The 26,552-nt window shown below is 71.9% G+C and carries 25 protein-coding genes; 12 read left to right on the forward strand and 13 right to left on the reverse strand.

Features of this window, described 5'->3' with window-relative positions:
- On the forward strand, window positions 1-390 hold a 390-nt coding region (locus ITX44_RS33950), incomplete at its 5' end, for a transposase (RefSeq protein WP_205362626.1).
- A gap of 357 nt (window positions 391-747) precedes the next feature.
- On the opposite strand, the gene ITX44_RS33955 is transcribed toward ITX44_RS33950, so the two are convergent.
- Both ITX44_RS33955 and ITX44_RS33960 read right to left on the reverse strand, forming a co-directional pair.
- On the reverse strand, window positions 748-1,296 hold the full coding sequence (locus ITX44_RS33955) for a GNAT family N-acetyltransferase (RefSeq protein ID WP_205362628.1): 549 nt from the start codon (window positions 1,294-1,296) through the stop codon (window positions 748-750).
- A 53-nt stretch (window positions 1,297-1,349) separates the two neighbouring features.
- Window positions 1,350-2,477 carry a DUF5937 family protein gene (locus ITX44_RS33960; RefSeq protein WP_205362631.1) on the reverse strand — a complete coding sequence of 376 codons (1,128 nt, stop codon included), beginning with the start codon at window positions 2,475-2,477 and terminating at the stop codon, window positions 1,350-1,352.
- A 99-nt stretch (window positions 2,478-2,576) separates the two neighbouring features.
- On the opposite strand from ITX44_RS33960, the gene ITX44_RS33965 reads away from it, so the two are divergent.
- The 3 genes from ITX44_RS33965 to ITX44_RS33975 all read left to right on the forward strand — a co-directional run bounded on the left by ITX44_RS33965 (window position 2,577) and on the right by ITX44_RS33975 (window position 5,268).
- Entirely contained in the window at window positions 2,577-3,953 is a 1,377-nt protein-coding gene (locus ITX44_RS33965; protein WP_205362633.1) for an MFS transporter, read from the forward strand.
- Between the two features lie 327 nt (window positions 3,954-4,280).
- Window positions 4,281-4,595, forward strand: coding sequence for a hypothetical protein (locus ITX44_RS33970; protein WP_205362635.1), 315 nt, complete (start codon window positions 4,281-4,283; stop codon window positions 4,593-4,595).
- Window positions 4,596-4,842: 247 nt separating this feature from the next.
- On the forward strand, window positions 4,843-5,268 hold the full coding sequence (locus ITX44_RS33975; protein ID WP_205362636.1) for an SHOCT domain-containing protein: 426 nt from the start codon (window positions 4,843-4,845) through the stop codon (window positions 5,266-5,268).
- A 137-nt stretch (window positions 5,269-5,405) separates the two neighbouring features.
- On the opposite strand, the gene ITX44_RS33980 is transcribed toward ITX44_RS33975, so the two are convergent.
- The 4 genes from ITX44_RS33980 to ITX44_RS33995 form a co-directional block, all read right to left on the reverse strand.
- Window positions 5,406-6,296, reverse strand: coding sequence for an SDR family oxidoreductase (locus ITX44_RS33980; protein WP_205362637.1), 891 nt, complete (start codon window positions 6,294-6,296; stop codon window positions 5,406-5,408).
- Window positions 6,293-7,084: an SDR family oxidoreductase gene (locus ITX44_RS33985; RefSeq protein WP_205362638.1), complete on the reverse strand. Its 792-nt coding sequence runs from the start codon at window positions 7,082-7,084 to the stop codon at window positions 6,293-6,295. Before ITX44_RS33985 ends, ITX44_RS33980 begins: the two co-directional genes overlap by 4 nt.
- A 173-nt stretch (window positions 7,085-7,257) precedes the next feature.
- On the reverse strand, window positions 7,258-8,700 hold the full coding sequence (locus ITX44_RS33990) for an MFS transporter (RefSeq protein ID WP_205362639.1): 1,443 nt from the start codon (window positions 8,698-8,700) through the stop codon (window positions 7,258-7,260).
- A 231-nt stretch (window positions 8,701-8,931) separates the two neighbouring features.
- Window positions 8,932-9,264, reverse strand: coding sequence for a winged helix-turn-helix transcriptional regulator (locus ITX44_RS33995; RefSeq protein ID WP_205362640.1), 333 nt, complete (start codon window positions 9,262-9,264; stop codon window positions 8,932-8,934).
- A gap of 143 nt (window positions 9,265-9,407) precedes the next feature.
- Between ITX44_RS33995 and ITX44_RS34000 the strand changes: the two genes are divergently transcribed.
- Window positions 9,408-9,830: an ester cyclase gene (locus tag ITX44_RS34000; protein WP_205362641.1), complete on the forward strand. Its 423-nt coding sequence runs from the start codon at window positions 9,408-9,410 to the stop codon at window positions 9,828-9,830.
- Window positions 9,831-9,848: 18 nt separating this feature from the next.
- Here ITX44_RS34000 and ITX44_RS34005 read toward each other — a convergent pair whose 3' ends face one another.
- The 3 genes from ITX44_RS34005 to ITX44_RS34015 all read right to left on the reverse strand — a co-directional run bounded on the left by ITX44_RS34005 (window position 9,849) and on the right by ITX44_RS34015 (window position 13,865).
- Window positions 9,849-11,219: a hypothetical protein gene (locus ITX44_RS34005; protein ID WP_205362642.1), complete on the reverse strand. Its 1,371-nt coding sequence runs from the start codon at window positions 11,217-11,219 to the stop codon at window positions 9,849-9,851.
- A gap of 70 nt (window positions 11,220-11,289) precedes the next feature.
- Window positions 11,290-12,702: a PLP-dependent cysteine synthase family protein gene (locus ITX44_RS34010; protein ID WP_205362644.1), complete on the reverse strand. Its 1,413-nt coding sequence runs from the start codon at window positions 12,700-12,702 to the stop codon at window positions 11,290-11,292.
- Between the two features lie 548 nt (window positions 12,703-13,250).
- The gene (locus ITX44_RS34015) at window positions 13,251-13,865 is read right to left on the reverse strand and encodes a TetR/AcrR family transcriptional regulator (RefSeq protein WP_205362646.1); all 615 of its coding nucleotides are present in this window, start codon (window positions 13,863-13,865) and stop codon (window positions 13,251-13,253) included.
- Between the two features lie 81 nt (window positions 13,866-13,946).
- Between ITX44_RS34015 and ITX44_RS34020 the strand changes: the two genes are divergently transcribed.
- Window positions 13,947-14,690 (forward strand): SDR family oxidoreductase, encoded by a 744-nt coding sequence (locus tag ITX44_RS34020; protein ID WP_205362653.1) that lies wholly within the window; start codon window positions 13,947-13,949, stop codon window positions 14,688-14,690.
- A 182-nt stretch (window positions 14,691-14,872) separates the two neighbouring features.
- Here ITX44_RS34020 and ITX44_RS34025 read toward each other — a convergent pair whose 3' ends face one another.
- Window positions 14,873-15,370 (reverse strand): hypothetical protein, encoded by a 498-nt coding sequence (locus ITX44_RS34025; RefSeq protein ID WP_205362655.1) that lies wholly within the window; start codon window positions 15,368-15,370, stop codon window positions 14,873-14,875.
- Between the two features lie 204 nt (window positions 15,371-15,574).
- Between ITX44_RS34025 and ITX44_RS34030 the strand changes: the two genes are divergently transcribed.
- Window positions 15,575-18,439, forward strand: coding sequence for an AfsR/SARP family transcriptional regulator (locus ITX44_RS34030; RefSeq protein ID WP_205362657.1), 2,865 nt, complete (start codon window positions 15,575-15,577; stop codon window positions 18,437-18,439).
- A gap of 131 nt (window positions 18,440-18,570) precedes the next feature.
- Here ITX44_RS34030 and ITX44_RS34035 read toward each other — a convergent pair whose 3' ends face one another.
- Together ITX44_RS34035 and ITX44_RS42870 are read right to left on the reverse strand one after the other, a co-directional pair.
- Complete coding sequence (locus ITX44_RS34035) at window positions 18,571-19,149, reverse strand: hypothetical protein (protein ID WP_205362659.1); 579 nt, start codon at window positions 19,147-19,149, stop codon at window positions 18,571-18,573.
- Window positions 19,150-19,190: 41 nt separating this feature from the next.
- Complete coding sequence (locus ITX44_RS42870; RefSeq protein ID WP_307795620.1) at window positions 19,191-20,258, reverse strand: polymorphic toxin-type HINT domain-containing protein; 1,068 nt, start codon at window positions 20,256-20,258, stop codon at window positions 19,191-19,193.
- 337 nt (window positions 20,259-20,595) lie between these two features.
- On the opposite strand from ITX44_RS42870, the gene ITX44_RS34045 reads away from it, so the two are divergent.
- From ITX44_RS34045 to ITX44_RS34060, 4 genes are all read left to right on the forward strand, one after another.
- Window positions 20,596-21,435, forward strand: a complete 840-nt coding sequence (locus tag ITX44_RS34045; protein ID WP_205362660.1) for a hypothetical protein — start codon at window positions 20,596-20,598, stop codon at window positions 21,433-21,435.
- A 746-nt stretch (window positions 21,436-22,181) separates the two neighbouring features.
- Window positions 22,182-22,646, forward strand: a complete 465-nt coding sequence (locus ITX44_RS34050; RefSeq protein WP_205362662.1) for a GNAT family N-acetyltransferase — start codon at window positions 22,182-22,184, stop codon at window positions 22,644-22,646.
- A 101-nt stretch (window positions 22,647-22,747) separates the two neighbouring features.
- Window positions 22,748-23,281 carry a DUF6924 domain-containing protein gene (locus tag ITX44_RS34055; protein ID WP_307795621.1) on the forward strand — a complete coding sequence of 178 codons (534 nt, stop codon included), beginning with the start codon at window positions 22,748-22,750 and terminating at the stop codon, window positions 23,279-23,281.
- 146 nt (window positions 23,282-23,427) lie between these two features.
- Complete coding sequence (locus ITX44_RS34060) at window positions 23,428-24,657, forward strand: serine hydrolase domain-containing protein (protein ID WP_205362664.1); 1,230 nt, start codon at window positions 23,428-23,430, stop codon at window positions 24,655-24,657.
- A 282-nt stretch (window positions 24,658-24,939) separates the two neighbouring features.
- Here ITX44_RS34060 and ITX44_RS34065 read toward each other — a convergent pair whose 3' ends face one another.
- Window positions 24,940-25,491 (reverse strand): hypothetical protein, encoded by a 552-nt coding sequence (locus ITX44_RS34065; RefSeq protein ID WP_205362666.1) that lies wholly within the window; start codon window positions 25,489-25,491, stop codon window positions 24,940-24,942.
- 134 nt (window positions 25,492-25,625) lie between these two features.
- On the opposite strand from ITX44_RS34065, the gene ITX44_RS34070 reads away from it, so the two are divergent.
- Complete coding sequence (locus ITX44_RS34070) at window positions 25,626-26,522, forward strand: LysR family transcriptional regulator (RefSeq protein WP_205362668.1); 897 nt, start codon at window positions 25,626-25,628, stop codon at window positions 26,520-26,522.
- The last annotated feature ends 30 nt before the right edge of the window (window positions 26,523-26,552 follow it).

A 26,552-nucleotide genomic window follows, 5' to 3' on the forward strand; every position in this document is an offset into this window, starting at 1 on the left:
TTGACCTGCTTCGCCACCAACACTCCCGGCGAGGCGATCGCCGGGCTCGAATTGCGCCACCGCCAGCGCGCCCGCTGCGAGGACCGCATCCGAGACGCCCGCTCCACCGGCCTGCGCAACCTCCCGCTCCACGGCTTCGCACAGAACCAGATCTGGCTGGAGATCGTCCAACTCGCTCTGGACCTGCTGGCCTGGATGCCGATGCTCGCCCTGCCCGGCAAGACCCGCCGCTGGGAACCCAAGAAGCTTCGCTTCCGCCTGTTCTCAGCCGCCGCACAACTCGTCACCACCGGCCGGCGCCGCTACCTCCGCCTCGCGGCGCACTGGCCCTGGACCCACGTGATCACCGCAGCGGCCGACCGGCTCCACGCCCTGCCGAATCCCGGCTGACCAGCACCTTCGAGTCCCCGCGGACAGCATCACCCCACCGGAGCAGTGGAACCCGGCGCCTACCCGACCCGACAGCCGGGCCACCACCATTCTCACAACCAGCCCACAACAGAGAAACGGCCCGCCGAAGAAACCGACGAACCGTCATGCAAGATCGAGGCTAGCGCAGATCACACGTATTAGCGTGACCAGGGCGGGATGCAGATGACGTCGCCGCGCCATCGAACGTCGAGATCGGCAGGCACAGGGATTTTGCCGCGCCGGGTCAAGACGTTCGCGTGGTTGTGCGCATGGGTCAACGCGCCGGATGGAGAAATCGGTTACGCGCCTCGTGGATCCGCGATGTCGAGCACGAGCTTAAGCCGGTGACGTGGCCGGGGACCACACGCCGAACCACTGCTCGGCGTTGTACGCCTCGAACCGTTCCAGTTCGGTGAAGCCGAGCTTCGCCGCGAGGCGCATCGAGCGGGCGTTGGCGGTCTGGGTGTAGAGCACCACCGGCTCACCGGGAAGCGCGGCGGCGAACCAGTCGAGTGCAGTTGTGCACGCCTCGGTGGCGTAGCCGCGCCCCCACGTCTGCGGCAGGAACAAGTAGCCGAGCTCGGTCTGCCCGGCTTCCAGACGGCGGTCACCCGGAGGCGAGGGGGCGTGCGGGTCGAGCTGGATCGTGCCGATCGTCGCCCCGTCGAGCTCGACCACGAAGAAGCCGGGGCGCTGCCCGGGCACCTCGGGCACCGTGCGTTCGAGCTCGGCACGCGGTCGAGGGCCACCGAGGTAGGTACCCACCTCCGGCGAGGCGTTCAGCTCGATGACCGCCGCACGGTCCCGGGCCTCGGACTCACGGAGCACGAGCCGCTCGGTCTTGATCGGAGCAGGCGGCCAGGCGAGGGGTCTGAGGTCAGCCATGGCGGGCAACCTATCCCACGCACGCCGGGCAGGAGCCTCGGGCGGCCGATGCCTCAGCGCAGAACCGCCGAGAGCAGGTCCGCGCCGAGCGTCGTCAGGGCGGAGGAGTCCAGCGTGTAGCGCACGTAGCGGCCGTGCCGCTCGGTGCCGAGCAGACCGGCCCGGCGCAGCTGCGCGAGGTGGCGCGAGACCTCGGGGGCCGTCAGCCGCCAGGCGCCGGCGAGTTCGCCCGTGGTGTGCGGGCCTCGGACCAGGGTGCGTACGAGCCTGAGACGTACCGGATGCGCCAGGGCCTTGAGCCGGAGTTCGACGACATCCAAGGACACCACGGGGTCTGCCGCCCCGGGCTCCTCGGCCACTGGGTACTGCAGAACCGGCTGCCTGCCGCGGGCGTGAACGGCCACGAGGTGCGGCGTGCCGAAGACGGTCGGGATGAACGTCACCCCGGTCTGCCTGGCGCTGGTCGCCGTGTCCTGGAGCTTGTCCACGACGATGCACTCGCCGCCGGCCGGACCGCGCCCTTCCCGGCCGCTCCCGGCGCCCGGAACCAGGACCATGGCGGCGGAGACCGACGCGAGGGCGGGGGCGAGCCCCTTGCGCGCGAGCAGATCGGTCTTCACCCGCACGTCCGTCGCGAGTCGCGCCGCCAGCCCCGGCCATGCGGCGTCGAAGAACGCCTCGGCGCACTGCTCCAGCGTCCCGCGCACCCGGGCGCGTACGGCCGCCGGATCCGCCAGCAGCCGCTCGGCGAACGCCTCCTGTACGGCGCCGCGCGCCTGCGCCCGGCCCAGCGCGCGCTCGCGGGCGGCGCCGTCGGTGAGCGGTGACGCGTCGCCGAAATGCACGCGGTCGTTGCCGCAGGTGGTCACCAGCGCCGACGCCACATACGTCTCGTCGTCGATCCGGTCGACGTCGTCCAGTTCCTCCTTCAGGCTCTGCCGCGGCCGGGCCGGCAGCAGGAAGTCCGCGCGCGAGGAACGCCACAGGAACTCCGCCTCCTGTAGGCGCTCGGCCAGCTCCGGCCGCAGCCGTCCGCGTACGTCCGCCGTCCAGGCGGCCAGGTGCGGGTGGTGGTCGGCGGCGGCGAGCGCGTGCAGCATCGCGGTCAGCTCCGCCAACGGCGACGCGGCGAACCGGAGCCGTGCGGCCGGCAGCCCCGTGATGTCGATGCGCAGCGCCATGCCCCGATTGTCGCCGGTGGCGCCGCTGCCCGGCACGTGGGTCGACCGGATCGGTCAACCCACGTGACCCGGTGTCCGCCCGCCCGCACGGTGGTCGGCATGAAGACGAGCCCGCCCACCACGTCCCCGCCGGGGCTCGACCCGGTGCCCGGCTCCACTCCCGTACCCGCCGACACCGGGCCGACTTCCGTTTCCGTACCCGCCGAAGCCGAGCCGGCTCCTGCACCCGCCGGAGCCGGCCGCGCCGCCGGGCGCCGGACCCTCCCGCGCCCGTACCCGGGGCCGCGGGTACGGGAGTTGCTGCGGGCCTCGGGCGGCGGACGCTACGCCGTCGCGCAGGGTGTGGACGCCCTCGGCAACGGCATGCTGCGCCCCTTCCTGCTGCTGTACGGGATCGATGTGCTGCGGCTGTCCGCACCGCTGGCCGGCACGGCCATGACCCTCGGCGTCCTCGGCGGGCTCTGCGCCACGCCCACAGTCGGCCGCCGGCTCGACCGGGGGCCGCGCAGCGCGGTCGTCGCCGCGTCGATGCTGGTACGGGTCCTCGGCACGCTGCTGTTGCTGGCGGCCCCGGCGGGCGGGATCGGGCAGTTCACGGCGGCGGCGCTCTTTCTGGGCATCGGCAACCAGGCCATGCCCGTCGCGCACGCCGCCCTCGTCGCCACCGTGTCCACGGGGCGTGAACGGGACGCGGCGCTGGCCGCCGCGCGCTCGGTCCGCAACGCGGGCATGGGCCTGGGAGCGCTCGTCACCACCGGGTGCCTTGCCGGCGGCGCACCCGCGCTGCGTGCCCTCGCGGCGGCGAGCGGCGCCGGCTTTCTGCTCGCGGCGGCGCTCGCGGCGTCCGTACGGGTAAGCGCGGACCCGGCGCCGGCCGGGCCGAACCGGAGGCGCTCCGGATCCGTGCCGAGGGTGCGCGCGCTGCTGTCGGCGAACGTCGTCTACGTGTTCTGCCTGAACGTTCCCGAGATCGCACTGCCGCTCGTCGTGGTGAGCACGCTGCACGCCTCACCGATGTGGGCCGCGGGGATCTTCGTCGCCAACACGGTGCTCGTGGTCGCGCTCCAGGTTCCGGTGACCGTCTGGATGGCGCGGTTGTCCAGGAACACGGCGATGGCGATGGCCGTCGCCGGCCTCGTCATCTCGGCGTCCTACATGGGCTTTCTCGCCGCCTCCGCGCTGGGTCACGGCATCGGGGCACCGGCCGTCGCCGCCGTGTCGGTGCTCTGCACGCTGGGAGAGATCATCTACGCCGGCAGTGCCGGGCCGCTGCTGCTGGAGCTCACACCCCAGTCCATGATCGGCCGGGCCCTCGCGCGCTTCCAGCTGTCCACCGGCCTGGGCCTGGCCCTCTCCCCCGTGATCATCACCGCCCTCGCCGCCCACGGCGCCGCCGCGCTCTGGCTCACCCTGACGGCCGTCACGCTCCCGGCGGCGTACGTGGTGGGCCGGCAGGCAGGCAGCCAGGGGGACTGACCGCGAACGCCGGGCCATGGCACCGAACTCCTCGGCGATGTCTGCGAACGCAGGGCCGCGGAAGTGGCTGGCTGTCATGCTCGTGCTGTCGAGCTGCTCACCGGGGGGTTGGTGCACTTGGAACGGGTGATCCGTGCGGCAGCCGCAGCCGTAGCCGTCATGGCGCTTCTCGCCGGGGCGGCCGGGTGCAGCGCCGGTGGGCACGCCAAGCCGACGAACACGGTGAACGCGGCGACCCGGCCGGCCAACCCGCCGCGACTGTCGGTGTCAGCCCCACCCGTACACACCGCCCCGCCCGTCGAAACGGACCCGGCACACCCCTTGTCCATGCCCGACCACCAGAAGGTCCTCTACCGGACCGAAGGCGGACGGGGATCGGCCCAACTCACCGTGCTCCCCCGCATTCCCCGCGGAACCCTGGGCATCGCGGTGCTGTGCGACGGTCCGGGGCGGATCCTGGTCCACCTCGGCGGCATCGCGTCGTTCGCCACCGTCTGCGGAACCGGAACCAGCCCGGGCGTCTACAACGAGATCGCCCTCGGCAGCGCCAAGAGATCGGTCGCGCTCTCGGTGACGGGAAGCAGTCACAACGAATGGGCCCTCACCGTGGGATGGACGTCGGTCATCGCCCCTCCCTCCTGACGGCCCAGGCCCGCACGCAGCAAGCTTGCACAGACCGTAACGATCCACGTACGTACAGCACTCCGCGTGTCCATCACGTACGCAAACGGCTCGGCACGACCCGACCAGCCGCCTGGCGACAGCCCGTGACGAGAGCGACCATGAAGGAAGAAGGCCCGCACCGCAGGACTCGGTCCGGGATACGGCACAAGCACCCGTGCGGAGCGAGCGAAGAACAACCGGCGTCCCTCGCAGGCAGGAGGAGACCATGGCCGGGAACATCAATCTCGCGTTCGACTATCCGCTCCTCGGCGTATTCTGGACGATCTTCTTCTTCGGCTTGGCCGTTTTGTGGTTCATGCTGCTGTTCCGGGTCGTCGCGGACATCTTCCGGGACCACGACCTGGACGGATGGGGCAAGACGGGCTGGCTGCTGTTCGTGATCCTGCTGCCCTTCCTCGGGGTCTTCGTGTACGTCGTCGTCCGCGGCCGGCAGATGAGCGCACGCGAAACGGCCCACGCCCAGGCCAGGCAGCGGGCATTCGACTCCTACGTCCGCACCACCGCCGGCACCGGCTCGTCCCGGACCGGTTCGTCCCAGGTGGAACAGCTCGCCAGGCTCACCGAGATGCACGACAAAGGCGCCATCTCCGACCAGGAATTCCAGGACGCGAAGACCAAGGTCCTCCACTGACCCCACCCACGGGTGGACGGCACTGGGCGCGGCCGTGCTCCGGGCACCTTGCCCGCCGAGGCCCGGAAGCGGGAGGGGGAACTCCCGCTTCCGGAGGCCGACGGCACAGGACCGGGCCCGTACCCCGGGGCGGGCGGCTACACGCGGGGCTGGGCCGGTTGGGGGGAGCGGTGGTGGGTGAGGAATGCACGGAGGGAGGTCGGGGGGCGGCCGGTGAGGTGTTCGATGTCGGTGGTGGGTGTGAACTCGCCGGCGGCGACGGCCTGGAACCAGGCGGCGGTGAACCGGGCCCAGGGGTCGGGCATCCCGGCCTGGACACGTGCGGCGACGTAGTCCTCGACCGGTGTGTCCTGGTAAGTGACGGGCGCGCCGGAGATTTCCCCGAGCGTCGTGGCGACGTCGTCGAGGGTGAAGGTGCGGGAGCCGGCGAGGCTGTAGCCGCGGCCCGCGTGGCCGTCGGTGGCCAGGACGGCGGCGGTCGCCTCGGCCATGTCGGCGCGGGTCGCCAGGGCGGTCGGGGTGCGGCCGGCGGGCACCCGGATGACGCGGTCCGGGGCGAGTTCGCCGATCAGCATGTCGAAGGACTCCAGGTACATCGAGTTGCGCAGCACGGTGACGTCGAGCCCGGACGCGGCCAGTTCGCGCTCGGTGTACTCGTCCCACTGCGTCGCCTGCGGGATCACGACGTCCGACCCGGCACGGCGCTGGACGGCGGTGTAGTGGAGGTGGCGCGCCCCGGCGGCCTTGGCGGCGTGGATCACGTTCCGGTGTGCGGTCTCGGCGTCGGTGAAGGCCCTCGCCGAGATCAGGAGAAGCTTCTCCACGCCGTCGAAGGCCGGTACGAGGCCGTCGGGGTCCTCGTAGTCGCCGCGCCGCACCAGGACCCCGCGTGCGGCGAGGTCGGAGAGGTCCTCGGGGCGGCGGGCCAGCGCCGCGATCCGGCCGGCGGGCACCCGCTGGAGCAGGAACTCCACGACGCGGCGGCCCAGTTCCCCGGTGGCGCCGGTGATCATGACGAGTCCGCTCATGCCCGGTCTCCTGTCGCAGCGGCCGGCTGTCCCGGCACGAAGGGAACGGTGTCGGGTGCCTCTCGACGCGCGGCGAGAATCGCGCGGGCGGCATCGCCGATCGGCAGACGCAGCGGGAGCGGCGAGGCCTCGGCGGCGTCCGCGATCTCGACGGCGGCCTGCTGCGGGGTGATGGCCCCGGTCATGCCGCCGCTGTCGGCGCCCGGCACGGCGATCGCGCGGTAGGGGTCGTCGGCCAGCGCGTAGTGGGCGACGTCGTCCAGCGCACCGGAGCTGACCGCGCCGGGTTCCAGCAGGGCCGCTTCGAGCCCGAACGGTGCCACCTCGATGGCCAGTGCCTCGACCAGGGCCTCCAGTGCCCACTTGGTCGCCTGATAGGCGGCGCCCGGGGGCAGCACGATGCGCCCGACGACGCTGGAGACGAACAGCAGCCGGCCGCGGCCGCGCGCCCGCATGCCGGGCAGGACGGCCTGGGCGACCCGCAGCGAGCCCAGGGTGTTCAGGTCGAACAGCTCGGCCGCCTGCTGCGCGGGCGTGGCCTCGACCGCGGCGAAGAAGATCGCTCCCGCGTTGGAGATCAGGACATCGATCTCGCCGGCCTCCTGGACCGCCGCGGCGACGCTTGCTTCGTCGGTGACGTCGAGCGCCAGCCGCTGGTCGACGTCGAGGCCGGTCAGCGACCGGGGGTCCCGGGCGGTGGCCACCACGCGGTGGCCGCGGCGGGCGAACTCTGCGGCGGTCGCGCGGCCGATACCCCGTGACGCACCGGTGATCAGTACGGAGGTCATGACATCTCCTGTCGGTTCGTCTTCTGTCGGTTCGTCTTCCGGGTCGAGGCACCGGGAACGGCGCGGGTGCCCGGCACAGCGGCAGCGGGTGGAATCGGGGACATGGTGGTGCTCCATTGACGGGTACTGACGGATACTGACCGGTGCTGACGGGTGCGCCTGCCGGTTGAGGATCAGGCGGTGGTGCGGGCACCGCGGGTCACGGCCACGGGTTCGGGGGTGAGCGGGGCACCGCGGTCGCGGCCCAGCAGCGGAAGGCAGGCCAGCGCGGCGACGAGGGCGAAGGCCGCGGCCCACCACCAGCTGCGGGAGAAGCGGTCGAGGTCGCCGGCGGTGACGGTCGAGGACCCCACCACGATCACGAGGATCGCGACTCCGACGACGTTGCCGAGCTGGCGGCCCATCTGCACGACGGCGCTGCCCGTCGACGTCTGCTGTGGCGCGAGCCCGGCGCTGGCGGCACGGATGATGGTGGGGATGGCCAGGCCCACCCCGACGCCCTCCACCAGCCAGCCGGGCAGGATCTGCGTCGCGTAGTGGGGGTGGACGGTCAGGGAGGTGCCGATCAGCAGCCCGCCGCCGCCCATGAGGAGGGAGCCGATGATCGTTTTGATGGCGTCGGGGAGCCTGTCGTGGTAGCGGCGCAGTCCGATCGCCGTGACCGAGACCATGACCGGTCCGGGAGCGATGGCCAGTCCGGTGCGGACCGCCGACCATCCCCAGCCTTCCTGGAGCCACAGGACCAGGCCGAGCAACTGGATGCCGAAGCAGATGCCGAGCGCGAGGTTGGCGAGGTTACCCCAGGCGAAGGCCCGGTGGCGGAAGAGGGCGAGATCGACGACCGGCGCCGCCGCCCGCGCGGAGCGCGCCAGGAACAGGGGGGCGGCGGCGACAGCGACGGCGAAGGCAATGAGGGTGCGGCCGCTCCCCCACCCCCACGTCGGCCCCTCGACCATGGCGAGGGTGAGGGCGCCGATGCCCATCACGAGCAGTGCTCCGCCGAGCAGATCGGGGGTGCCGGTCTCCGTGCTGTGCCGGGAGTCCGGTGCGACCAGCGCCGCCACGACGAGAGCGGCGATGCCGATGGGAACGTTCACGACGAAGATCCACCGCCACGAGACCTGCACCAGCAGCCCGCCGAGCGCCGGGCCTGCCGCCGCCCCGAGCGAGCCGCTGATCGCCCAGAGCTGGATCGCGCGCCGACGCCGTTCCTCGGGGATGGCGGTCAGCACCAGCCCGAGACTCGTCGGCACCAGAGCGGCGGCCCCGACCGCCTGGAGGCAGCGCAGCCCGACGAGCAGCCACAGGCCTCCGCTCAGGGCGCAGCCCAGGCTGCCGGCGGTGAAGAGGGCCAGGCCGATCAGGAACGCCGGCTTGACGCCGTAGCGGTCGCCGAGCCGCCCGGCCGGCACCAGCAGGGCGGCGAAGACGATGGCGTACGCGTTGAGAATCCAGCTCAGATCGGCGAGGGACCCCTTGCCCAGAGCCTGCCCGATCGGGTGCAGCCCGACGTTGACGATGAACACGTCCAGGCCGCTCATGAACGTCGCCATGCACAGGACGCCCAGGAGAACGGCGGGACGGGAGTGATGGCGCTGGGCGCCGGATTGACTCACGGTTGATCCCCAGAGGGTTTGACTTTCAGACTCACTGGCGAGCCTAACAGGTGAGTTTGAAAATCACACCTTGTGCCCGGAGAGGGGCGCTACGGGGCGCGAGCCGTCAGCGTCGCGCCGAGCAAGCGCCCGGTTCGGGGGCCGTGCACTGCAGCGGACGCGAACCGGAAGCGCGCCCGGGCCAGGGGTGAGCGCCGGCCCGGATCACCTCACGGCATCGGCAGCCGCCCACTAGAGGGCGTGGTTCTCGCCCCAGATCTCCAGCTCACGGAGCACCGGCGCGATGGCGCGCCCGGCGTCGGTGAGGATGTACTCGTCGCGCGGGGGGTGCTCGCTGTAGCGGCGCCGGGCGATCACCCCGCCCTCTTCGAGTTCACGCAGCCGGCTGGCGAGCCTGTCCCGGGGTGCCCCGGTGTTGGCCTGGATGTCGTTGAAGCGATGGACGCCCCGGGACAGATCACGCAGGACCAGCAGGGACCACCGGTCACCGATCACGTCCAGCGCAGCGGCGATCGGGCAGCCGCGTCCACCGCCGATCTCTATGGATTTGCTTTTCAGACTCACGCCATCCAGGATATCCCAGGCGTAGGTTTGACTATCAGACCCGCTCGGGACCGCGGTGCCGGGCCGGGCGCGCCCATGGAGGCAGCCGGCCGGCGCCGGAAGACCGAACGCCGATCCGTTCCCTTTCCCTCAGGAGATCGCACATGTCCGTGGCCGACCCGACCGGGAACGAAGCGCTGGTCCGGCGCTTCTACGAGCCGCTGAACACCGGTGACACCGACCCCGTGGACCAGTTGCTGGCGCCGGGCTGGGAAGTCGAGCCGCCCCTGGAGGCCGGCCCCGGTCCCGACGGATGGAAGGGGACCGTCGCCTACATCCGCGGCGTCCTGGGCGACCTGACGCTCACCATCGAGGACGTCGTCGCCGCCGGCGACCGGGTGGCGGTGCGGCTGGTCATGCGCGGCACCCAGCGCGGTGAGCTGCTGGGCGTTCCGGCCACCGGCCGCCAGGTCGCGATCCGCGCGTCCGACTACCACCGGATCGAGGGCGGCCGCATCGTCCAGAGCTGGCACCTGGAGGACTTCTACGGTGTCCTCCAGCAGCTCAACGCGGCAGCCGGCGCCTGACAGTGCCGACAACGGGGGTCAGTGCCAGGTCGTCCGGTGGTCGCGGTGGGTCGGGAGGTAGGCGCCGGGCGCGAAGTGATGGTCGTAGAAGTCCGGGTCCAGGTGCTGGGCCTGGAGGTAGTTGAGGATGTGGACGGTGGGCACGGTGCCGGGCACCTTGCCGAAGGTCTCGTCGATGTAGCGCACCTCGTCGGTCAGCAGACGCACGAAGCGTTCGTCGTAAGGGGCGGCGGAGGACCGTACGCGGCGGGTGTCGCGCCACGGGCCGGGCGTGTCGGGGTGGAACGGGCCGCCGGGGCCGAACTTCCGCTCGGTGAAGCGCCGCACCGCCTCGGTGGCGTCCCGGACGTGGGGGCGGGCCAGGGTCTCGAAGACGCCGGTGAGGCCGGTCGGGTTGGGCAGGGCCCACCTGTCGTCGTGCTCGGTGTGGAAGCCCAGCCCGGGGACGGCCGGGTCGCCGGACGCGCCGAGCACCGAGAGCCGGTCGATCCCGTCGAAGGTCCAGCCGCCGAGGCCCATGGCGCCGAGCAGCAGATGGCCGTTGTAGGGGCCGGTGATGAGTTCCGCGCTGGCCTCGGCCAGGGAGTACTGCTCCACGAAGGAGAGCGGGTACGGGTCGCCGGCGTGGCGCAGCGACGGGTCGTCCGCGCCGGGGACCGGGCGCCCGTTGATGTCGTCGTAGACGCCGTAGCCGTTCTGCAGGAAGAACGCGAGGTTGGCGATCAGGTGCTGGGCGAGATCCGCGACGGGGACGACCAGCAGCGAGCCGGGGTGGTTGGCGATCCAGGTGTTGTGCCCCTCCAGGTACGGTTCCTCGCGCGGCAGCCACAGGCGCTCGGGTGAGAGCTTGCGGTAGCGGGCCGTGGTGGCGCCCAGCCACGCGTCGACGTCGAAGTCGTCGCCCTCGAAGCCGTCGTCTTCGGTGTCGTCCCGGCCACCGCCCGGGACAACGCCGCCCGGGACGACACCGGCGGGGACCTCGCCGCCGGGCGGCGCGTCGCGGCTGGACAGGAAGTACGTGCCGGAGTCGTCGGTGAAGAAGAACTCGGTGGTGTGGAAGCCGGCGGCGGAGGGGAAGGTCCGGCCGCCTGCCGAGCCGGGATAGTTGGGCAGGGCCGGGGCATAGCCGGGGTGGTGGGAGATCCCGAAGTTCCATCCGGTCACGCCCGTGACAACGGCCAGGACGAGGGCCCGCTCCACCTCGCTGAGCGGCTGTACCGGCCTGCTGCTGGTGAAGGCCAGCTCGCCCGCCGGGATGCTGCCGCCGACCGGAAAGCGGCGCGAGCGGCGTCCGTTGACCGCGGCGACCAGGGGAAAGCGCAGCAGGGCGGCGATCGCGGCGCGCTCCTGGTCGGAAATGCGTAGCGCGGTGCTGGGGGTGCCGGACATGTGGGGTCTCCTTCGGTACGGGGGGGCGGACGGGCTGCGGTGACCAGCGTCCACGGGCTGCGGGCGCCGGCTACGCAAGCGGCGGCTTCTCGCTCGGCTCCCCACCCGGCTGCGCGGCGATCGGGTGCAGCGCCCTCCAGAGCACCGTGCCGGTCACCCGGCCGCGGTCCAGGACCGGCGCGATCTCGCCCTCGGCCCGGCTCCAGGCGGTCACGGCCCGGTCGGACAGGGGCAGCCCGATGCCGAGCCTCGGCCCGAACGGCCGGACGGTCCCAGTGACGGTCACCGCGCCGCGCAGCCGGCCGAGGGTGGTCCAGCCGATGAGGTCGGAGTGATGCGGCGCGAGCAGGCGTCCGCTGCGGCGGTACGCGGCCAGCACCACGTCGTCGTCCCCGAAGCCCTCGGCCTCGAGCCGCCGTACGGCCTCGGCGGGGTCCTCGTGCCGCTCCACCAGGGGTGCCGCGGTGGCGTGGTCGGCCGCCGTCGGGCCCTGGGCCGGCGCCGGCCCGCGGAAGCCGTTGGCGGCGAGCCACCCGTCGTTGAAGTACGTCGACAGGTAGGCCCTGCCCGAGTCCGGCAGCAGGGCGACCACGGTGTCGTCCTCGGTGAGGTGCTCGGCGACCCGGAAGGCCGCCGCCAGCGCGACGCCTGACGAGCCGCCCGCGAGGATGCCCTCGGTCCGGGCCAGCCGCCGTACGGCGTCGATCGCGTCCTGGTCCTCGACGGCGACATAACGGTCGATCACCCCGGAGTCGAGCGCGAGCGGCCAGACGTCGGCCGCGGCCTCGGGGTGAAGGAAGTGGCCGGCGCCCTCGATGTACTTCTGGCTGCCGTCGCCCCCGGAGTAGACCGACGTGACGGGATCCGCGCCGATCACCCGGACCCGGCCGCCGCTCACCTCCCTGAGGTAGCGGCCGGTCCCCGAGATCGTCCCGCCGGTGCCGACGGTGGCGACGAAGTGGGTGACCGCGCCGGCGGTGTCCGCCCAGATCTCAGGGCCGGTGGTGGCGTAGTGAGTGGCCGGGTTCGCCGGGTTGTCGTACTGGTCGACGAACCAGGCGCCGGGTGTCTCGGCGGCGAACCGCAGGCCCTGGGAGCGCATGCTGTCGGGGTGGTCACGGGGGACGAAAGCGTCGACCAGGCGCACCTCGGCTCCGTAGGCGGCCAGTTGGTCCCGCTTCTCCCGGGAGGTCTGGGAACCGGTGAAGACCACCATGCGGTAGCCGAGGTGAGCGGCCGCCAGCGCCAGGCCGATGCCGGTGTTGCCGCTGGTCACCTCGACCACGGTGCCGCCCGGGCGGAGCGAGCCGTCGGCCTCGGCCCGGCGGATCATCGACAGCGCCGCCCGGTCCTTCACGCTGCCGCCCGGATTCTGCCACTCGGCTTTGACGTACACGCGCGGGCGCAGTCCTTCGGCGGCGCGGGTGAGGCGGATCAGCGGTGTCGCGCCGATGGCGTCGAGCACGGACTCGTATCTGGCCATGGGCTCTCCGTAAGGTGTCGGGCGGCCCGGGTGGGCCGGATGTGGCTTGTGGCGTTTTGCCTTCAGCGGCTTCCATGAAGTGTCGAACTCCCGCGGCGGGCGGCGCGCCGCCTCCCGGCTCTTCCCGCCGGACGAGGGGCAGCGGGGCGGTCACGGTTTGCGCAGGCCGGCAGCCGACGCCGTTGCCGCGGGAGCGCGTACGTGCGGACGTACGGCGGTCGTGCGGGCCAAGGGATACGGGGACCTGCCGCGGGAAGCGGCGGACCGTCAGCGACAGAGCGCGGCGTGGGTGCGGCCCAGATCGACGTGCCGGCGCTTCGTCCGGCCGGGCCGCAGGGTGGTGGCCCCGGCCGGCGCGACGCGCGATGCCTTCACGACGACTCCGATCGGCCCGGGCACGAGGGCCGGGGCGGTGCGCTGCGGCCGCGGGAGTTGCTCCTACCGCGTGTTGACGGTGCGGAACGACGGTACGTGCCAGGTGGCGGGCTCCGTCAAGACCGCGCGACCGGGAGTCGGCCGAAGCGCGGGTGATCCCGTGATCGCCCGGATCAGCGGGAGACGGCGGCGACCGCCCGCAGCGCGATGTCCACCGAGGCCTGCAGGTCCTCGCGGCCGGCGCCGGCCGCGGCGTGGACGGCCAGGCCCTGGCCGAGGGTCACGACAAAGCGGGCCAGGGCCGCGGTGTCGGTACCGGGCGTGAGGTCGCCTTCCCGCGCCGCCCGGGCCAGCCGCTGCGCGAGCGTACTCTCGAAGGCCGACCGGTAATCGGCCAGGAACTCGGAGATGCCGCTGTTGGCCGGCGCGCAGGACAGGCCGCCCTGGATGGACAGGCAGCCGGGTGGGTGGCCGCCGCTGGTAAGGGCGTCGACGGCGGCGCGCAGATAGCTCTCGATGACGGCGTACGCGGTGGGCTGCTCCAAGGTGGCCGCCGCGTACGCCACGTAGGTGTCCCGGTAGCGGGCGACGGCGCGCCGGAACAGCTCTTCCTTGCTGCCGAACACGGCGTAAAGGCTGGGCTTGTTGATGCCCATGGCGCCGGTGAGCTCGCTCATCGAGGCGCCCTCGTAGCCGTGCTCCCAGAAGACGTGGACCGCCCGGTCGAGGGCCTCGAGTTCCTGGAAGCCCCGCGGCCGTCCCCTGCCGCGGCGGTCGTCAACGCTCATGAACCCCACTTTACCGCCCGGTACAAAAAAAGTGCTAGCGTGGCGCTGCAACCGATCGGTACAAAAATAGGGAGCCATCTCATGGGACAGCTCGACGGCAGGACCGCCCTGGTCACCGGCGCCACCTCCGGCATCGGCCTCGCGGCGGCCCGAGCGCTCGCGGCCGAAGGGGCGTACGTCTTCCTGACCGGACGACGCAAGGAGCAGCTGGACGAGGCCGTGGCCGGGATCGGCGCCGACCGGGCGACCGGGATCCGCGCCGACGTCACCGATCTCGCGGACCTCGACCGGGTCATGGCGGCCGTCGAGGAGACGGGCCGGGGCATCGACGTGCTGTTCGCCAACGCGGGCATCGGCGAATTCGCCGCCCTGGGCGAGATCACCTGGGGGCACTACGCGGACACGTTCAACACCAACGTCGGCGGCATCGTGTTCACCGTCCAGAAGGCCCTGCCGCTGCTGAAGAACGGCTCGTCGGTCATCCTTTGCGGCTCCAACATCGACATCAAGGCATTGCCGTCGATGAGCGTCTACGCCGCCTCCAAGGCCGCCATCCGCTCCCTCGGCCGCAGCTGGGCCGCGGAGCTGGTCGGCCGGGGCGTCCGCGTCAACACCATCGCTCCCGGGCCGACCGAGACCCCCGGCCTGCTCGGGCTGAGCCCCGACGAAGAGCAACTGCGCGCCGGCCTCATCGCAACGGTGCCGATGAACCGCATCGCCCGGCCCGAGGAAACCGCCGACGTCGTGGCCTTCCTCGCCTCCGACCGCAGCAGCTTCATGACCGGCGCGGAGGTCTACGTCGACGGCGGTGCCAGCCAGCTCTGACCGCGTCCCGGCGGTGATGCCCTGGGCACGGGGCGGCTTGGGGCCGGGCGCCCCCCTCGCCGCGCCCGGCCCCCCGCTCGACGGCCGGCCGAGGCTTCCGCACGCGCCTCGGCCGGCCGGTTCTCCTGGACTCATGCCGCCCCGTACGACTGCCGCGGGGCTTGCCGGCAGGCCAGGAAGAATCAGTAGTACTGGTACGCCCCGACCTGCTCGGTGTGGGTGCGCCCGTGGTTCTGCTGGACGACGACCTTGTACGGCGTGGCGGGCTTGACCTTGGTGCTCTTGAAGGTCCACCAGTGGCCGTTGCAGTAGGCGTAGGAGTGCGAGCCCAGCGTGCGGTACGGGTAGTCGGCCTCCACCAGGCTCGCCTTGGCCTTGGTGCCGTCGCCGCCGTTCCAGCACCGGTACTTCACGGTCACGTTGTAGGCGTGGACGCCGAACGCGCCCGAGACCCACTTGGAGTGCCGCGGCTTGAACTTCGACTGCCAGATCGTGTGCCACTTCGCGGCCGCCCGGGTCTGGGCCGCCGGGACCGCCTGGGCGTGAGCCGCCTGCGCCGCGGCCGCACGGGCCGGTGCGGGGGCGGGCGCGGGAGTGCCCGCGTGGGCGCTCCCGCCCCAGCCGAGGGCGATGGCCGCCGTGACAGCCGCCGCGGTTCCCAGTGAGCGTGTCTTTCGCATGGTGATCTGCCTTCCTTTCACCGGCCCGACGCCGGTGGACCCGCGCGTTGCCGTGCGGTCCTGCCGGTTGTGCCGTCCTGCCGGTTGTGGACACTGCGGAATCACGATGCACGGCCGATCGTGCGGAAACCGTGCGAACAACCTAAAATCGCCGGTCAAGCGGGGTATACCGGGAGGAACACCGGTAAGGTCGGGGGGTTCGTGATGGCGGTCAGGTTCCGATTACTGGGTGGCGTCGAGGCTCAGGTCGGCGGCGTGACGGTCGACCTGGGACATCCGAGACAGCGTGCGGTGCTGGGCGTGCTGCTGATGGAGGCCAACCGGCCCGTATCCACCACCCAGTTGCTCGACAGGGTGTGGGGCGAGCACTGCCCCAAGCGCGGGCGGGAGACCGTGTACACGTACCTGTCGCGGCTGCGTACGGCGCTGCGCGGCGTCGACGGCGAACTGCGCCTGGACCGCCGCTCCGGGGGTTACCTGCTCAGCGTCGACGAACAGGCCGTGGACGTCCATCAGTTCCGTCACCTGGTGTCCCGGGCCCGGACCGTCGGCGACGACCAGCAGGCGCTGGAACTCTTCGAGCAGGCCCTGGGGTTGTGGCGGAGCGAGCCGCTTTCCGGGCTGGACACGCCGTGGGCCACGGGCCTGCGCGTCGCTCTGGACGACGAACGGCTGGCCGCCGAACTCGACCACGCCGACGCCGCGTTGCGCCGCGGTCGGCACACCGTACTGCTCCCGAGCCTGTCCGCTCGCGCGACGCGACACCCGCTGGACGAGCGCGTGGCCGGCCAGATGATGCTCGCCCTGTACCGCAGTGGCCGTCAGGCCGATGCCCTGGAGCACTATCAGGGGCTACGCCGCCGGCTCGCCGACGAGTTGGGCGCCGATCCCGGTCCGGACGTACAGCGCCTGCACCATCGGATACTCACCGCCGAACCGTCGCTGGCCGCCCCGAGCGCCCCGTACGTCCCCGGGCCGCAGGCGGCGGTGGTCCCCCGCCAGCTCCCCGCGGCAGCCGGCCACCTCGTCGGCCGGGCCCCCGAACTGGCCGCGCTCGACGCCCGGATGGAGTCGGCGGCCGGCGCGGGGACCGTGGTGATCACGTCGGTCGGCGGGACCGCCGGAATCGGCAAGACCGCGCTGGCGGTGCACTGGGCGCACCGGGCCCGGGACCGGTTTCCGGACGGACAGCTGTACGTGAATCTGCGCGGCTTCGACCCGCGCAGGCAGCCGGTGGACCCGGCCGACGCGGTACGCGGCTTCCTCGACGCCCTCGGCGTCGCCCCGCAGCACCTCCCGCACAGCCCGGAGGCGCAGGCCGCCCTGTACCGCAGCCTGGTGGACGGCCGGAGAATCCTCGTAGTGCTGGACAACGCCCGGGACGCCGAGCAGGTCAGGCCGCTGCTGCCCGGCACTGCGGGCGCGGTGACCGTGGTGACCAGCCGCAACCCGCTGTCCGGCCTGGTCGCCGTGAACGGCGCGCACCCGATCAGCGTGGACCTGCTCACCGAGGACGAGGCGCGGCAGTTGCTGGCCGCCCGGCTCGGCCCCGGGCGGGTGGCCGCCGAACCCCAGGCGGTGCGGCAGATCATCGCCCAGTGCGCACGGCTGCCGCTGGCCCTGACCCTCGCCGCCACCCGCGCCGAACAGACCGGCTTCCCCCTCACCGCGCTGGCCGCGGAACTGGCCGAGGCCGGCCGACGGCTGGACGTCCTGTCCACCGACGACCCGGCCAGTGAGGTACGGGCGGTGTTCTCCTGGTCCTACCACGCCCTCACCCCACCGGCGGCCCGGCTGTTCCGGCTGCTGGGACTGCATCCCGGCCCGGACATCTCCGCCGCGGCGACGGCCGGCCTGGCCGCCCTGACACCACGTGAAGTACGCGCTCTGCTGGCCGAACTGACCCGGGCCGGCCTGCTGACCGAGCATTTGCCCGGCCGGTACGCCTTCCACGACCTGCTGCGCGACTACGCCGCCGAGCAGGCCGACACCGCCGACTCGGCCGGGGAGCGGCACGCGGCGGTGCACCGGATGCTGGACCACTACGTGCACACCGCGCGCACCGCCGCCGGGCTGCTGGAACCGGCCTGGGAACCGCCGGCCCCTCCCCCGCCGCAACCCGGGTTCCGCCCGGAACACTTTGCGGACCACGAGCGGGCGCTGGCCTGGTTCACCACCGAACACGCCGTACTGCTGGCCGCCGTCGCCCACGCCGCCGCCACCGGACGCGACGCCCACACCTGGCAACTGGCCCAGGCCCTGGCCACCTTCCTCGACCGGCGCGGACACTGGCACGACCTGGCCGTCGTCGGCAGTGCCGCGGTGGAGGCCGCCGACCGGCTGGCGGACTGCCTCGGGCGACCGGTCGCCCACCGTATCGTCGCCCGCGCCCATCACCGCCGTGGCAACCTGGACGACGCCCAAACCCACCTGCTGCGCGCCCTGGATCTGTACGGGCAGGCCGGCAACCTGCACGGGCAGGCCGACACCCACATCGACCTGGCCAGGGTGCAGGCGCGTAGGGGCCCGCGGGTCATCCCCGGCATCCTTCCTCATGTCCACCGGGCCCACACCCTGTACGAGTCCTCCGGCCACCGGCTGGGCCAGGCCCAGGCGCTGACCGCCATCGGCTGGTCCCACGCCCGCCTCGGCGACTTCACACAGGCCCTGGTCTGCTGCCGGCAGGCCCTGCCGGCGCTGGAGGAATTCGACGACCGCGAGGGCCAGGCCCATGCCTGGGACAGCATCGCCCATGCCCACCACCACCTGGGCCGGCGCCCCCAGGCCGTCGCGTGCTTCCACCGCGCCCTCGACCTGTGCCGCGCCCTGGGCGACCGCTACCTCGAAGCGGACATCCTCCACCGCCTTGGCGACACCCACCTCGCCGAACACGACCCCGACGCCGCACACGACACCTGGCAACAAGCCCTGGCCATCCTCACCGAACTCGACCACCCCCACGCCGCCCAGGTCCGCGCCAAACTCACCGCCCTCGACACGCTTGGCTCAACCGGTGGCCGTACGTCCGGCGCCCGGCTTTCCGACACGGCAGCCAGCGGCTGGGGCTGATCCGCACGGATCGTTCCGGGAGTTGACGCACCCACTTCCTGACTCTCAAGGCGATCGAGGCGCTGGCGGAACACGTCGGTCTGCTCCAGACATCGTCACTTCAGCAAAGCTGGTCGGCGGCGAGCGCCGGCTCAGGCCGTCACGTGCCGGAACCAGTACACGTAGGTCCGAGCGAGAACCGTCGCTTCCCGAAGTACATCGCCCCACCCGTCACCTCTGGTCAGCGAAACAATGTCGTCCCTTTGCCTCCGCGCCTCACCCTCCGCGAGGGGAGGAACCTCGGAATCATCGGAATCATCTTCCAGAAAGGCCGCCGCAGAATATGCGGCCAGCAACACATTGAAGCAGTTCCGAGCACTGTCCTCGACATCCGCCCACGTTCTCAGCACATAGTCGGCCAAGGATGCCACATCCATGGCCCAGGCCCCCCACCCAGGCAGCTCTTCGTAGGGAGCTTCGCGCGGCCCGAGGACATCGCGTACCCCCTGATTCAAAGCAGATGGATCCGTCTGCGGCGACCGTCCTTCGGCGCGGTCCACGGCATATTCCGAAACCTTGTGAACCAAGGCTGCAACCGCGCCGAAATCAGCTGAAACCCGGGGATCGTCCAGCAAATCAGCCACACGGACAAGGCAGGCTGTCGCAACCTGTCCCTGCTGGAAAGGGCTGATCGACGCCACTGCAGCAGCAGCGTACTCGCGATCGAACATTTCTTTTCCTCATCAATCCCAGACGAATTGACTCTGCCCTGTCAGTTTTCCACCGCCAGGCAGGGATTGATTCGACCAAGAATAGCAGTTCCGTCGCTGGGCCCCACCGACCGCGCGGGGCCGACGGATTTACTGAACGAATCGAAGAGCGCGTTTTGACACCAGGGGCACACAGGCCTGTTGGATGCACCAGCGATTGGTGTCCACCCCTGACTGCGGATGTGGCTGAGAGCGCTTGTCTCCGCATCGCCTGCCACCCTGTCGGACATCTCCTCTCCGTCCTGAAGCCCTTCCTTTATCAGGCGGTCCAGGCCACGCTTTGCACCTCCGCTCCATCCGACCACGTCATGGAAATTCCCGTCGCCGTCGACAGCACGGATTATCGCGGTGGAACGCCTGCCTTGCGCGCCCTCCGGAAGGAGGTTGTGCAAATCATCGACGCGCGACTTCAGTTGCGCGGCGATCTCTTCATTGCCGCAGTTGTGGACGAGGACTGGCGTCCCGCCGGCTTCCACATAGTACGTGTGGAGATCGCCGACGGTGAGGTCGTAGGTGGTGGTGTGGGCGTGGAAGAGGTGGAGGGAGGTGACCTGGGCGGAGCCGGTGGGGGTTTGGAGGAGGTCGCCGACGTGGAGGGACTTGGCCTCGACGAAGGCCGTGCGGGTCTCGTCGTAGAAGGGGTGGTGGAAGGTGGTGGTCAGCCGGCCGTCGGCCGGGGCGGACGGTGTGACTGAGGGCCCCGCGTGCGCGGCGGCCCGAGCCGAGTCCGCTCTGACCGGACCCGCATCCACCGGAGCCGGAGCCGTCGCCGCCACCGGTGCCGCCGACACATCGGCCGGCGAGAGCCCCGCGTGGTGCGAGGCGCCCAGCGCGCCCAGCACCGCCGCCGATGCCGCCAGGCCCAGCGCCGCCCGCCGGACCGCCTTGCGCGCCACGGAACTCACCGCCGACCGCGCCCCCGACGACGCCGAGGACGTCCACTCGCCCTTCACGGGGCGCACCGTCAGTTCGACGAAGTCGTGATCGGTCCGGGTGACGATCACCGCCGTGACCGCGTGGGACTGCGTGGCCGAGGCGCCAGGCACCGCGTCGGCGATCTTGTCGCCCACCTTCACCTGCTTGCCGCCGAGCGAGGACGGGGCACCTCCTACACCGGTGCCCGGCTTCTGGCGCCGGTCCTGCTGCCTCTCACGCTGCCGGTGATCACCAGGATGCTCACGGCGATGTTCAGCTCCCCCCTTCGTCGGAACTTCCCGGCGAAGGGCCGGCCCGGGCAGCCTCGCGCGAGTACGAGGCCGAGCGGCCCCGGGCGCGAGCGGGAAAACGCAAACGGCAGAGATGAACCCGGGCGGGTACCGGACACCCAGCCGAGCCCTTCACTCTGCCCGTCACCGGCCGCTGACATATTGATGCAAGGCACGCCACGCCGCGTGCAACGATCGCGGCATGACCGACCAGCATTTCCTCCTGCCGCCCGGCACCCCACCCGCGGGCGTGAACCGCGGATCGGCCATGGCGGCACTTGCGGCACTCTTGGACCGCTCGGTCGACCAGATCGCGGGAGCCGCGGCCGACGTCCGTTACTACGATCGGGAAGCGATTCGTGCGGCATCGGATGTGTGGGACAACAACCTGCTCCCGCTGTTCTGGGCGGCGAGCACGGCCAACGCAGGCAAGCGCGAGCGCCGGGCTCTGGCCGCGTTGGAGTGGATGGCCGCCCTTGGCGAGCGGCGGCGCAGGTGGATGATCGAGCAGGCCGCGATCGCCGGGGTCGGACTTGAGCCGCTCCTACCACCGGCCAGGCCTGACGCCCCGGGCCGCGGCTATCGCGGATACGTCATGACGCCGGTGTGCCGGCTCACTCGGCAGACCGTGGACGATCTGGTCCCTGACTACGATCTGGCGACAGCATCCGTCCGGTGCCTTCGCGTGGAGCGCGCCGGTACTCGCCTGACCGCCTTCCTCCAGTTGGTCGCTCCCCGCACGTACGCCGTCGGCCAGAGCGACGCGCAACCTGCCCTGCTGAACGTCATGCTGGAGGGCGTCACCGACGCCGTCTTCGACGATCTCTCCGACGTGCGGGGAGCGAACCTGGACCCCCGGGTGGACGGGATCGCGATATCCGTGGGCACGGGAAGCCGGCTCCGTGCCGCAAGCGGCGAATACCGTCTTGACGACCATTCCTGGCACCTGTCGACCGCCGGCCGCCGTGCTCACGCGGTCACTCCGCGCGCCTCAGACCGTATGCGTCCACCAACTACCCGAGGCCTGGGGGCCGATGCTTAGGCCGCCGCTGTCCTGCTCCGCCACGCCATGTGGGAGATGCGCTCCGTACGGTATGCCGCCCGCGCGGATCACGTCCCCGTACTCAGCCTGTGCCGGGCCTTCGCGGGAGCGGGGCAAGCGATCGTGGCCGCGGGATCCCGACGCGGCTCCCGTTCCCGTGAGGCAGCCTTCCGCGACCTGATCCACACCTGGGCCGACCAAGGCGGCCCGGCAATCGCCCGCTGGTTCGCCGACATCCTCAGGGAAGGCGCAGGCCGCTCCGATCTCATCGAAGTTCCCGAGGAGCCGGAGCCAACTCCCCCCTCCCTTGCCGAGCCCCGTCCCCCCTTGGACACACCCCCGCAGGCGGCCCTCGTCATGGCCACCTGGACGGCAGCACACACCGACTACGGCGAAGAGCGTCCAGCCGCCGCACAGCTCCAACTCGCCCTGCCGCCGCGCCCCGACGAGAGCCCATCGGCACCCTGGCGGCTACGGACCACCAGTTGCACCGAGCCCGCTGCCTTCCGCGTTCACATCGACGCTTTCCAGGGCCCCGGGCAACTCACCCAGACAGGAAGACCAACTGCCGCCTCGACCTGCACCACGGAGCCCTGCTCGTCGCTGCCGAAGGTGGCTGGAGCGCGTCGGTGAGCTGACGCTGCCGCGGTGTCGCCTCCTGTTCAATCGTCCGGCGCCCACACAGGCGCAGCGCCCATCTTGACGATCGCGAAAGGCACGGCGCGACCATGCGGACACGCGTCCCGGTGACCAGCACACCGCGGCTGATACTGACCAGGCCACACCCCGACGACGCCGACTGGGTCTTCGCCATACACGGGGATCCGGCGACCAACCGGCACAACCCGCACGGACCGCACACCTCGCTCCAGGAGAGCGCTGGGTTCCTCGCCTCCGTGCTCGCGGACTGGGACCGCGACGGCATCGGCTACTGCGCGGTCAGCGCCTGCCAAGACCCCGCCACCGTCATCGGCTTCGCGGGAACCCGGCTGATCGACCTCGCCGGCGACCGTGTGCTCAACCTCTACTACCGGTTCACGCCCTCGACCTGGGGACAAGGAATAGCCCAGGAAGCCGCCCGCACAGCACTCGACCACGCCCGGGCCCGCTTCCCCGGCACGCCCGTCGTCGCGCTGATCCGCGAGGACAACCAGCCCTCGAAGCGTCTTGCCGAACGCCTCGGCCTCCACCCCGCACACAGCCGGACGTGACATCTACCGCCTGCCGCCGACCGAGCCCGTCCACGTCGCGGCCCGATAGGCGGCGGGCATCCCGGCGCCCCGGGGCTGGGCCAGGGCGATGTCAGACCCCTGTGGAACAGTCGGGCTTCTCACCGCAGGTGGTCGAGGAAAGGGACGAGAACGTGCTGCCGGAGATTGTCGGGCGCGATGCATTCGCTGCTCTGGTCATCAGAACCGATTACGACGACGAGAGCGCGTGGCGGGCGGTGGTGGCGGAGGTCTCGCAGCCGTGGGGTTTGAACGGCGAGTACGAGGCCCGGGTGCACCTGGTCGACGATCCGGTGTGGGCCGGGGCCGCGCCTGATGCGGTCCTCGGCGTGGTGGAGCGGGATGAGGAGCTCAGCGTGGTCTTCGTCGCGGACAAGGTGACGATGCGCTCCGCCCACCGCGCTCTGCTCGCTCTCGACACCTTCGTCGAGGACGAGGACCTGGACCCGATGTACTACCAGGAACTCATCGACTCCCCGCCGGCCCGGGAGTTCCGCACCACCCCGGCCGCCGTGCACGACGTACACGTGAATCTGGCCATCGCGAACCTGGACTTCCAGGACTTCACCGAGGCAGCGCTCGCCGATCCCGAAGGCGTTCTCCGGCCCATGGGTTGAGGGCGGCTCGGGGGGCGGCCCCGGGTGCGTCGTCGGGGGTTGCTCGGGGGCGGGTCGGGGGTGTGCCCGATGTCCGGCGGGGGCGGGGCCGGACAGGATGGGGCGGGCCGGGTCCTTCCGGTCGTACGGATTCCAGGGAGTGTCACATGCAGTTGCGCGCCCGTCGCGTCGCCGCCCTTGGACTGGCCGGCTCGGTGCTGGCCGTCCTCGCCGTCGGGTTACCGGGACCGCGGGCAACGGCCGCGAGCGCCGCGCGTACGCCCGCTTCAACGGCGGCCGCCTTCCCACCCCTGGCCCCGGCCGCGCTGCGGGCCGCCATCGAAACCCGGCCCGGTGACGACGCCTCGGGGGCGGTCGCGCGAGTCGGCGAGCCGGGCGAGGTCTGGCGGGGCGCCACCGTGGACAGCCGGACCGGCCGGGCGATCCCGCGGAACGCGCACTTCCACATCGGCAGCGTCTCGAAGGTGTTCGAGACCACGGTCGTGCTGCAACTGGCCGCGCAAGGGCGGATCGACCTGGACCGTACGGTGCAGGACTACCTGCCGGGACTGCTGCCGGACACCTTCGGGCCGATCACCGTGCGGGAGCTGATCACGTACACCAGCGGCCTGCCCGATGTGGACGAGGGCAAGCCCGCCGACAGCGTGGACGACACGATCGCGCGCCGTTTCGACTACCGCACCTTCGACGAGATCGTCCGCGGCACCCTGCGCCCGGCCGGCCGCCCCTGGCCCGGCCCGCACTTCGCGCCCGGCACGAAGCAGGAGTACAACTCCCTCGCCTTCCGGATCGCCGGCGAGCTGATCGAGCACGTCACCGGCCGCTCCTTCAAGCAGGAGGTCACCGCTCGCATCCTGGCGCCGTTGCGCCTGGAGCAGACCTCGGTGCCCGAGCGGGACCCCGTGATGCCCCGCCCGTACCTGCACGGCTATCAGATCGACAGCCAGGGCCGGACGGTGGACGTCAGCGCACAGGAGGGTGACCCGACGAGCATGATCTCCACCCCGGCCGACCTGGACCGCTTCCTCACCGCCCTGTTCCGCGGCCGCCTGCTGCCGCCCGCGCAGCTCACCCTGATGTTCACCGTGCCGACCGACGCGCAGGGCCGGCCCCTCCCCTTCGTCGGCGGCACGTCCTGCGGCCCGCAGGCCTGCTTCGGCGCCGGCCTGATGTCCACGCCGCTCCCGGGCGGCGGCGTCCTGTGGGGCAAGACCGGCCACGACGCCGGCTACGCCAACGGCATGTTCGCCACCCGCGACCTGTCCGTGCGGGGCGTCTACTCCGTCTCCGACCAGAGCCCGGACCAGAGCGCGCCGCCCCCGCTGGCCTCCCGGCTGCTGGCCGCGGTGCTCACCCCGCAGGGCACGGCCGGCTGAACAGCTGAATCAGTTGTGCCGCGTACGACGCCGGGCACGGCGCCGTACGCGGTCACCGACGGCCGCCCGCCGGACCGCCCGCGCCGCCCGACGCCCGCTGTCCTACGGCCACCGGCCGGTGGCCAGGAGCACCTGCGGGACCGGATCCGGTCCTGGCGCCCCCCGAGGCACCGGCTCCCGCCCGGCGGCCGGGCACCCGCCACCGCCCTGCGCTGGGAGATCGCCGAACTCGCCGCCCAGGCCCGCAGCCGCTGCACGCTCCTGCCCTGCGTCTCGCCCGCCTCATCGGTTCCGGGCAGCCGGGTCGATCGAGCCGATGACGTGGCCGGTGGCCGGGCACTGCCATACGGCGGTGGCGGAGATGATACGGGGGTGCGCGCCGTTGTTGTGGGTACGGCAGACCGGCCAGATCAGGGCGCGTACGTCGGCGACGTACGTCTGGAAGCCGTCGCCCGCCTGGACGGCGATGTCCTGCGGGTCGAGCCCCTGGATCTCCTGGTCGCCGACCTGGACCCGTCCCATCGTCAGTTCGGGGGACGGCGGCTCCAGGAGGACGGGCACCGCCAGGTCGCGTCGGCCGTCGGCCATGAAGGCGGCGCGGATGGCCGCGGTCACGGCGGTGGCGATGCGTGCGCGCCTGGCGAGGACGAGCGGGGCGAGGTGGTCGACCGGCAGGTCGCCGTTGTCGCGGTGCACCGCGCGCAGCCAGTTCTGGACGTCCTCGCTGGGATCGTACGGGCTGAAGTCGGTTTCGAGACTGTCGAAGAGTCGCTGCTGCCATTGCCGGTAGGCAAGGGTGGAGGCGTCCTCGAAGGAGTCCGGGGGCGTTCCCATGACGCCATTTTCCCCCCACGAGCGGATCGGCTCCGGCCGTGTCCGGGGGAATCTCCGCCGGTGGAACCGGGTTGCTCGCGAGGGCAACGACGACAACGGGGAGCGCGGTCCGCCGCGGGGAGGAACGGGAGCCGATGAGCCTTCGTCAGTTCGAGTACGCCCTGGCCGTCGCCGAGGAGGGCTCGGTGACAGCGGCGGCGGAGTTGCTGCACGTCGCTCAGCCGTCGGTGTCCCAGCAGATCCGCGGCCTGGAGCGGGAGCTCGGCGTGGAGCTGTTCGCCCGCACACCGACCGGACTGGTGCCCACCGCGGTCGGCCGCGCGTTTCTGCGGGAGGCGCAGGTCGCGGTGAACGCGGCGCGCAGAGCGAGGGCGACCGCGCGGGCCGGCGCCGACGACATGGTGGGCGAGTTGGTGGTCGCGGTGCAGATGGGCTTCGGCACGCGGCAGCTGCCGGCCGCGCTGAGCGCGCTGCGTCGCCGCTTCCCGCGGCTGGAGGTCACCGTCTTCGAGGAGCCGAGCTCCGCCGAGCTGGAGCGGCTGGGGCGCCGGGACGTGCTGGACCTCGCCCTGATGGCGGCGTGCGAGCAGACCCCCGCCGACGCCCACCGCCTCGGCGAGGAGGAGTTCGTCGTGGTGCTGGGCGCCGGGCACCGGCTGCTCGCCGCGGACCGGGTCGAGCTGCGCGACTTGGAGCGTGAGCCGTGGGTGAGGTTCGACCACGACAGCGCGCTCGACGGCGTACTGCTGAGCGTGCTGCGGGACAACGGTCTGGCCCCGGCCACGGTCGCCCGCGTGTCCCAGACCGCGACGGCCGTGCGCTGGGCCGCCCACGGGCTGGGGGTCACCCTGGTCCCTGCCTCCGCGGTGCCCCACGACCACGAGCACCTCGCGCGCCCGGTGCTGCCCGCCGTGTCCCAGCCGGTCGTCGCCGTGATCCGGTCCGGCGCCGGGCCGGCGGAAACGGCCCTGCTCGAACTCCTGCGCAAGGAGACCTGGTCCGATTCCGCCGATTTCTCACCGGTGTCCTGACGGCCGTAAAGGAAACGAGCGACGCCGAAT

Source organism: Actinacidiphila acididurans (assembly GCF_016918855.1).
GTDB lineage: Bacteria > Actinomycetota > Actinomycetes > Streptomycetales > Streptomycetaceae > Actinacidiphila > Actinacidiphila acididurans.

What these genes read in the sequence shown, in the direction of transcription:
- ITX44_RS33955 (WP_205362628.1), bottom strand. Translation starts at nt 1,296, where the DNA reads ATGGCTGACCTCAGACCCCTCGCCTGGCCGCCTGCTCCGATCAAGACC.
- ITX44_RS33960 (WP_205362631.1), bottom strand. Translation starts at nt 2,477, where the DNA reads ATGGCGCTGCGCATCGACATCACGGGGCTGCCGGCCGCACGGCTCCGG.
- ITX44_RS33965 (WP_205362633.1), top strand. Translation starts at nt 2,577, where the DNA reads ATGAAGACGAGCCCGCCCACCACGTCCCCGCCGGGGCTCGACCCGGTG.
- ITX44_RS33970 (WP_205362635.1), top strand. Translation starts at nt 4,281, where the DNA reads ATGCCCGACCACCAGAAGGTCCTCTACCGGACCGAAGGCGGACGGGGA.
- ITX44_RS33975 (WP_205362636.1), top strand. Translation starts at nt 4,843, where the DNA reads ATGGCCGGGAACATCAATCTCGCGTTCGACTATCCGCTCCTCGGCGTA.
- ITX44_RS33980 (WP_205362637.1), bottom strand. Translation starts at nt 6,296, where the DNA reads ATGAGCGGACTCGTCATGATCACCGGCGCCACCGGGGAACTGGGCCGC.
- ITX44_RS33985 (WP_205362638.1), bottom strand. Translation starts at nt 7,084, where the DNA reads ATGACCTCCGTACTGATCACCGGTGCGTCACGGGGTATCGGCCGCGCG.
- ITX44_RS34000 (WP_205362641.1), top strand. Translation starts at nt 9,408, where the DNA reads ATGTCCGTGGCCGACCCGACCGGGAACGAAGCGCTGGTCCGGCGCTTC.
- ITX44_RS34005 (WP_205362642.1), bottom strand. Translation starts at nt 11,219, where the DNA reads ATGTCCGGCACCCCCAGCACCGCGCTACGCATTTCCGACCAGGAGCGC.
- ITX44_RS34010 (WP_205362644.1), bottom strand. Translation starts at nt 12,702, where the DNA reads ATGGCCAGATACGAGTCCGTGCTCGACGCCATCGGCGCGACACCGCTG.
- ITX44_RS34015 (WP_205362646.1), bottom strand. Translation starts at nt 13,865, where the DNA reads ATGAGCGTTGACGACCGCCGCGGCAGGGGACGGCCGCGGGGCTTCCAG.
- ITX44_RS34020 (WP_205362653.1), top strand. Translation starts at nt 13,947, where the DNA reads ATGGGACAGCTCGACGGCAGGACCGCCCTGGTCACCGGCGCCACCTCC.
- ITX44_RS34025 (WP_205362655.1), bottom strand. Translation starts at nt 15,370, where the DNA reads ATGCGAAAGACACGCTCACTGGGAACCGCGGCGGCTGTCACGGCGGCC.
- ITX44_RS34030 (WP_205362657.1), top strand. Translation starts at nt 15,575, where the DNA reads ATGGCGGTCAGGTTCCGATTACTGGGTGGCGTCGAGGCTCAGGTCGGC.
- ITX44_RS34035 (WP_205362659.1), bottom strand. Translation starts at nt 19,149, where the DNA reads ATGTTCGATCGCGAGTACGCTGCTGCTGCAGTGGCGTCGATCAGCCCT.
- ITX44_RS34045 (WP_205362660.1), top strand. Translation starts at nt 20,596, where the DNA reads ATGACCGACCAGCATTTCCTCCTGCCGCCCGGCACCCCACCCGCGGGC.
- ITX44_RS34060 (WP_205362664.1), top strand. Translation starts at nt 23,428, where the DNA reads ATGCAGTTGCGCGCCCGTCGCGTCGCCGCCCTTGGACTGGCCGGCTCG.
- ITX44_RS34065 (WP_205362666.1), bottom strand. Translation starts at nt 25,491, where the DNA reads ATGGGAACGCCCCCGGACTCCTTCGAGGACGCCTCCACCCTTGCCTAC.
- ITX44_RS34070 (WP_205362668.1), top strand. Translation starts at nt 25,626, where the DNA reads ATGAGCCTTCGTCAGTTCGAGTACGCCCTGGCCGTCGCCGAGGAGGGC.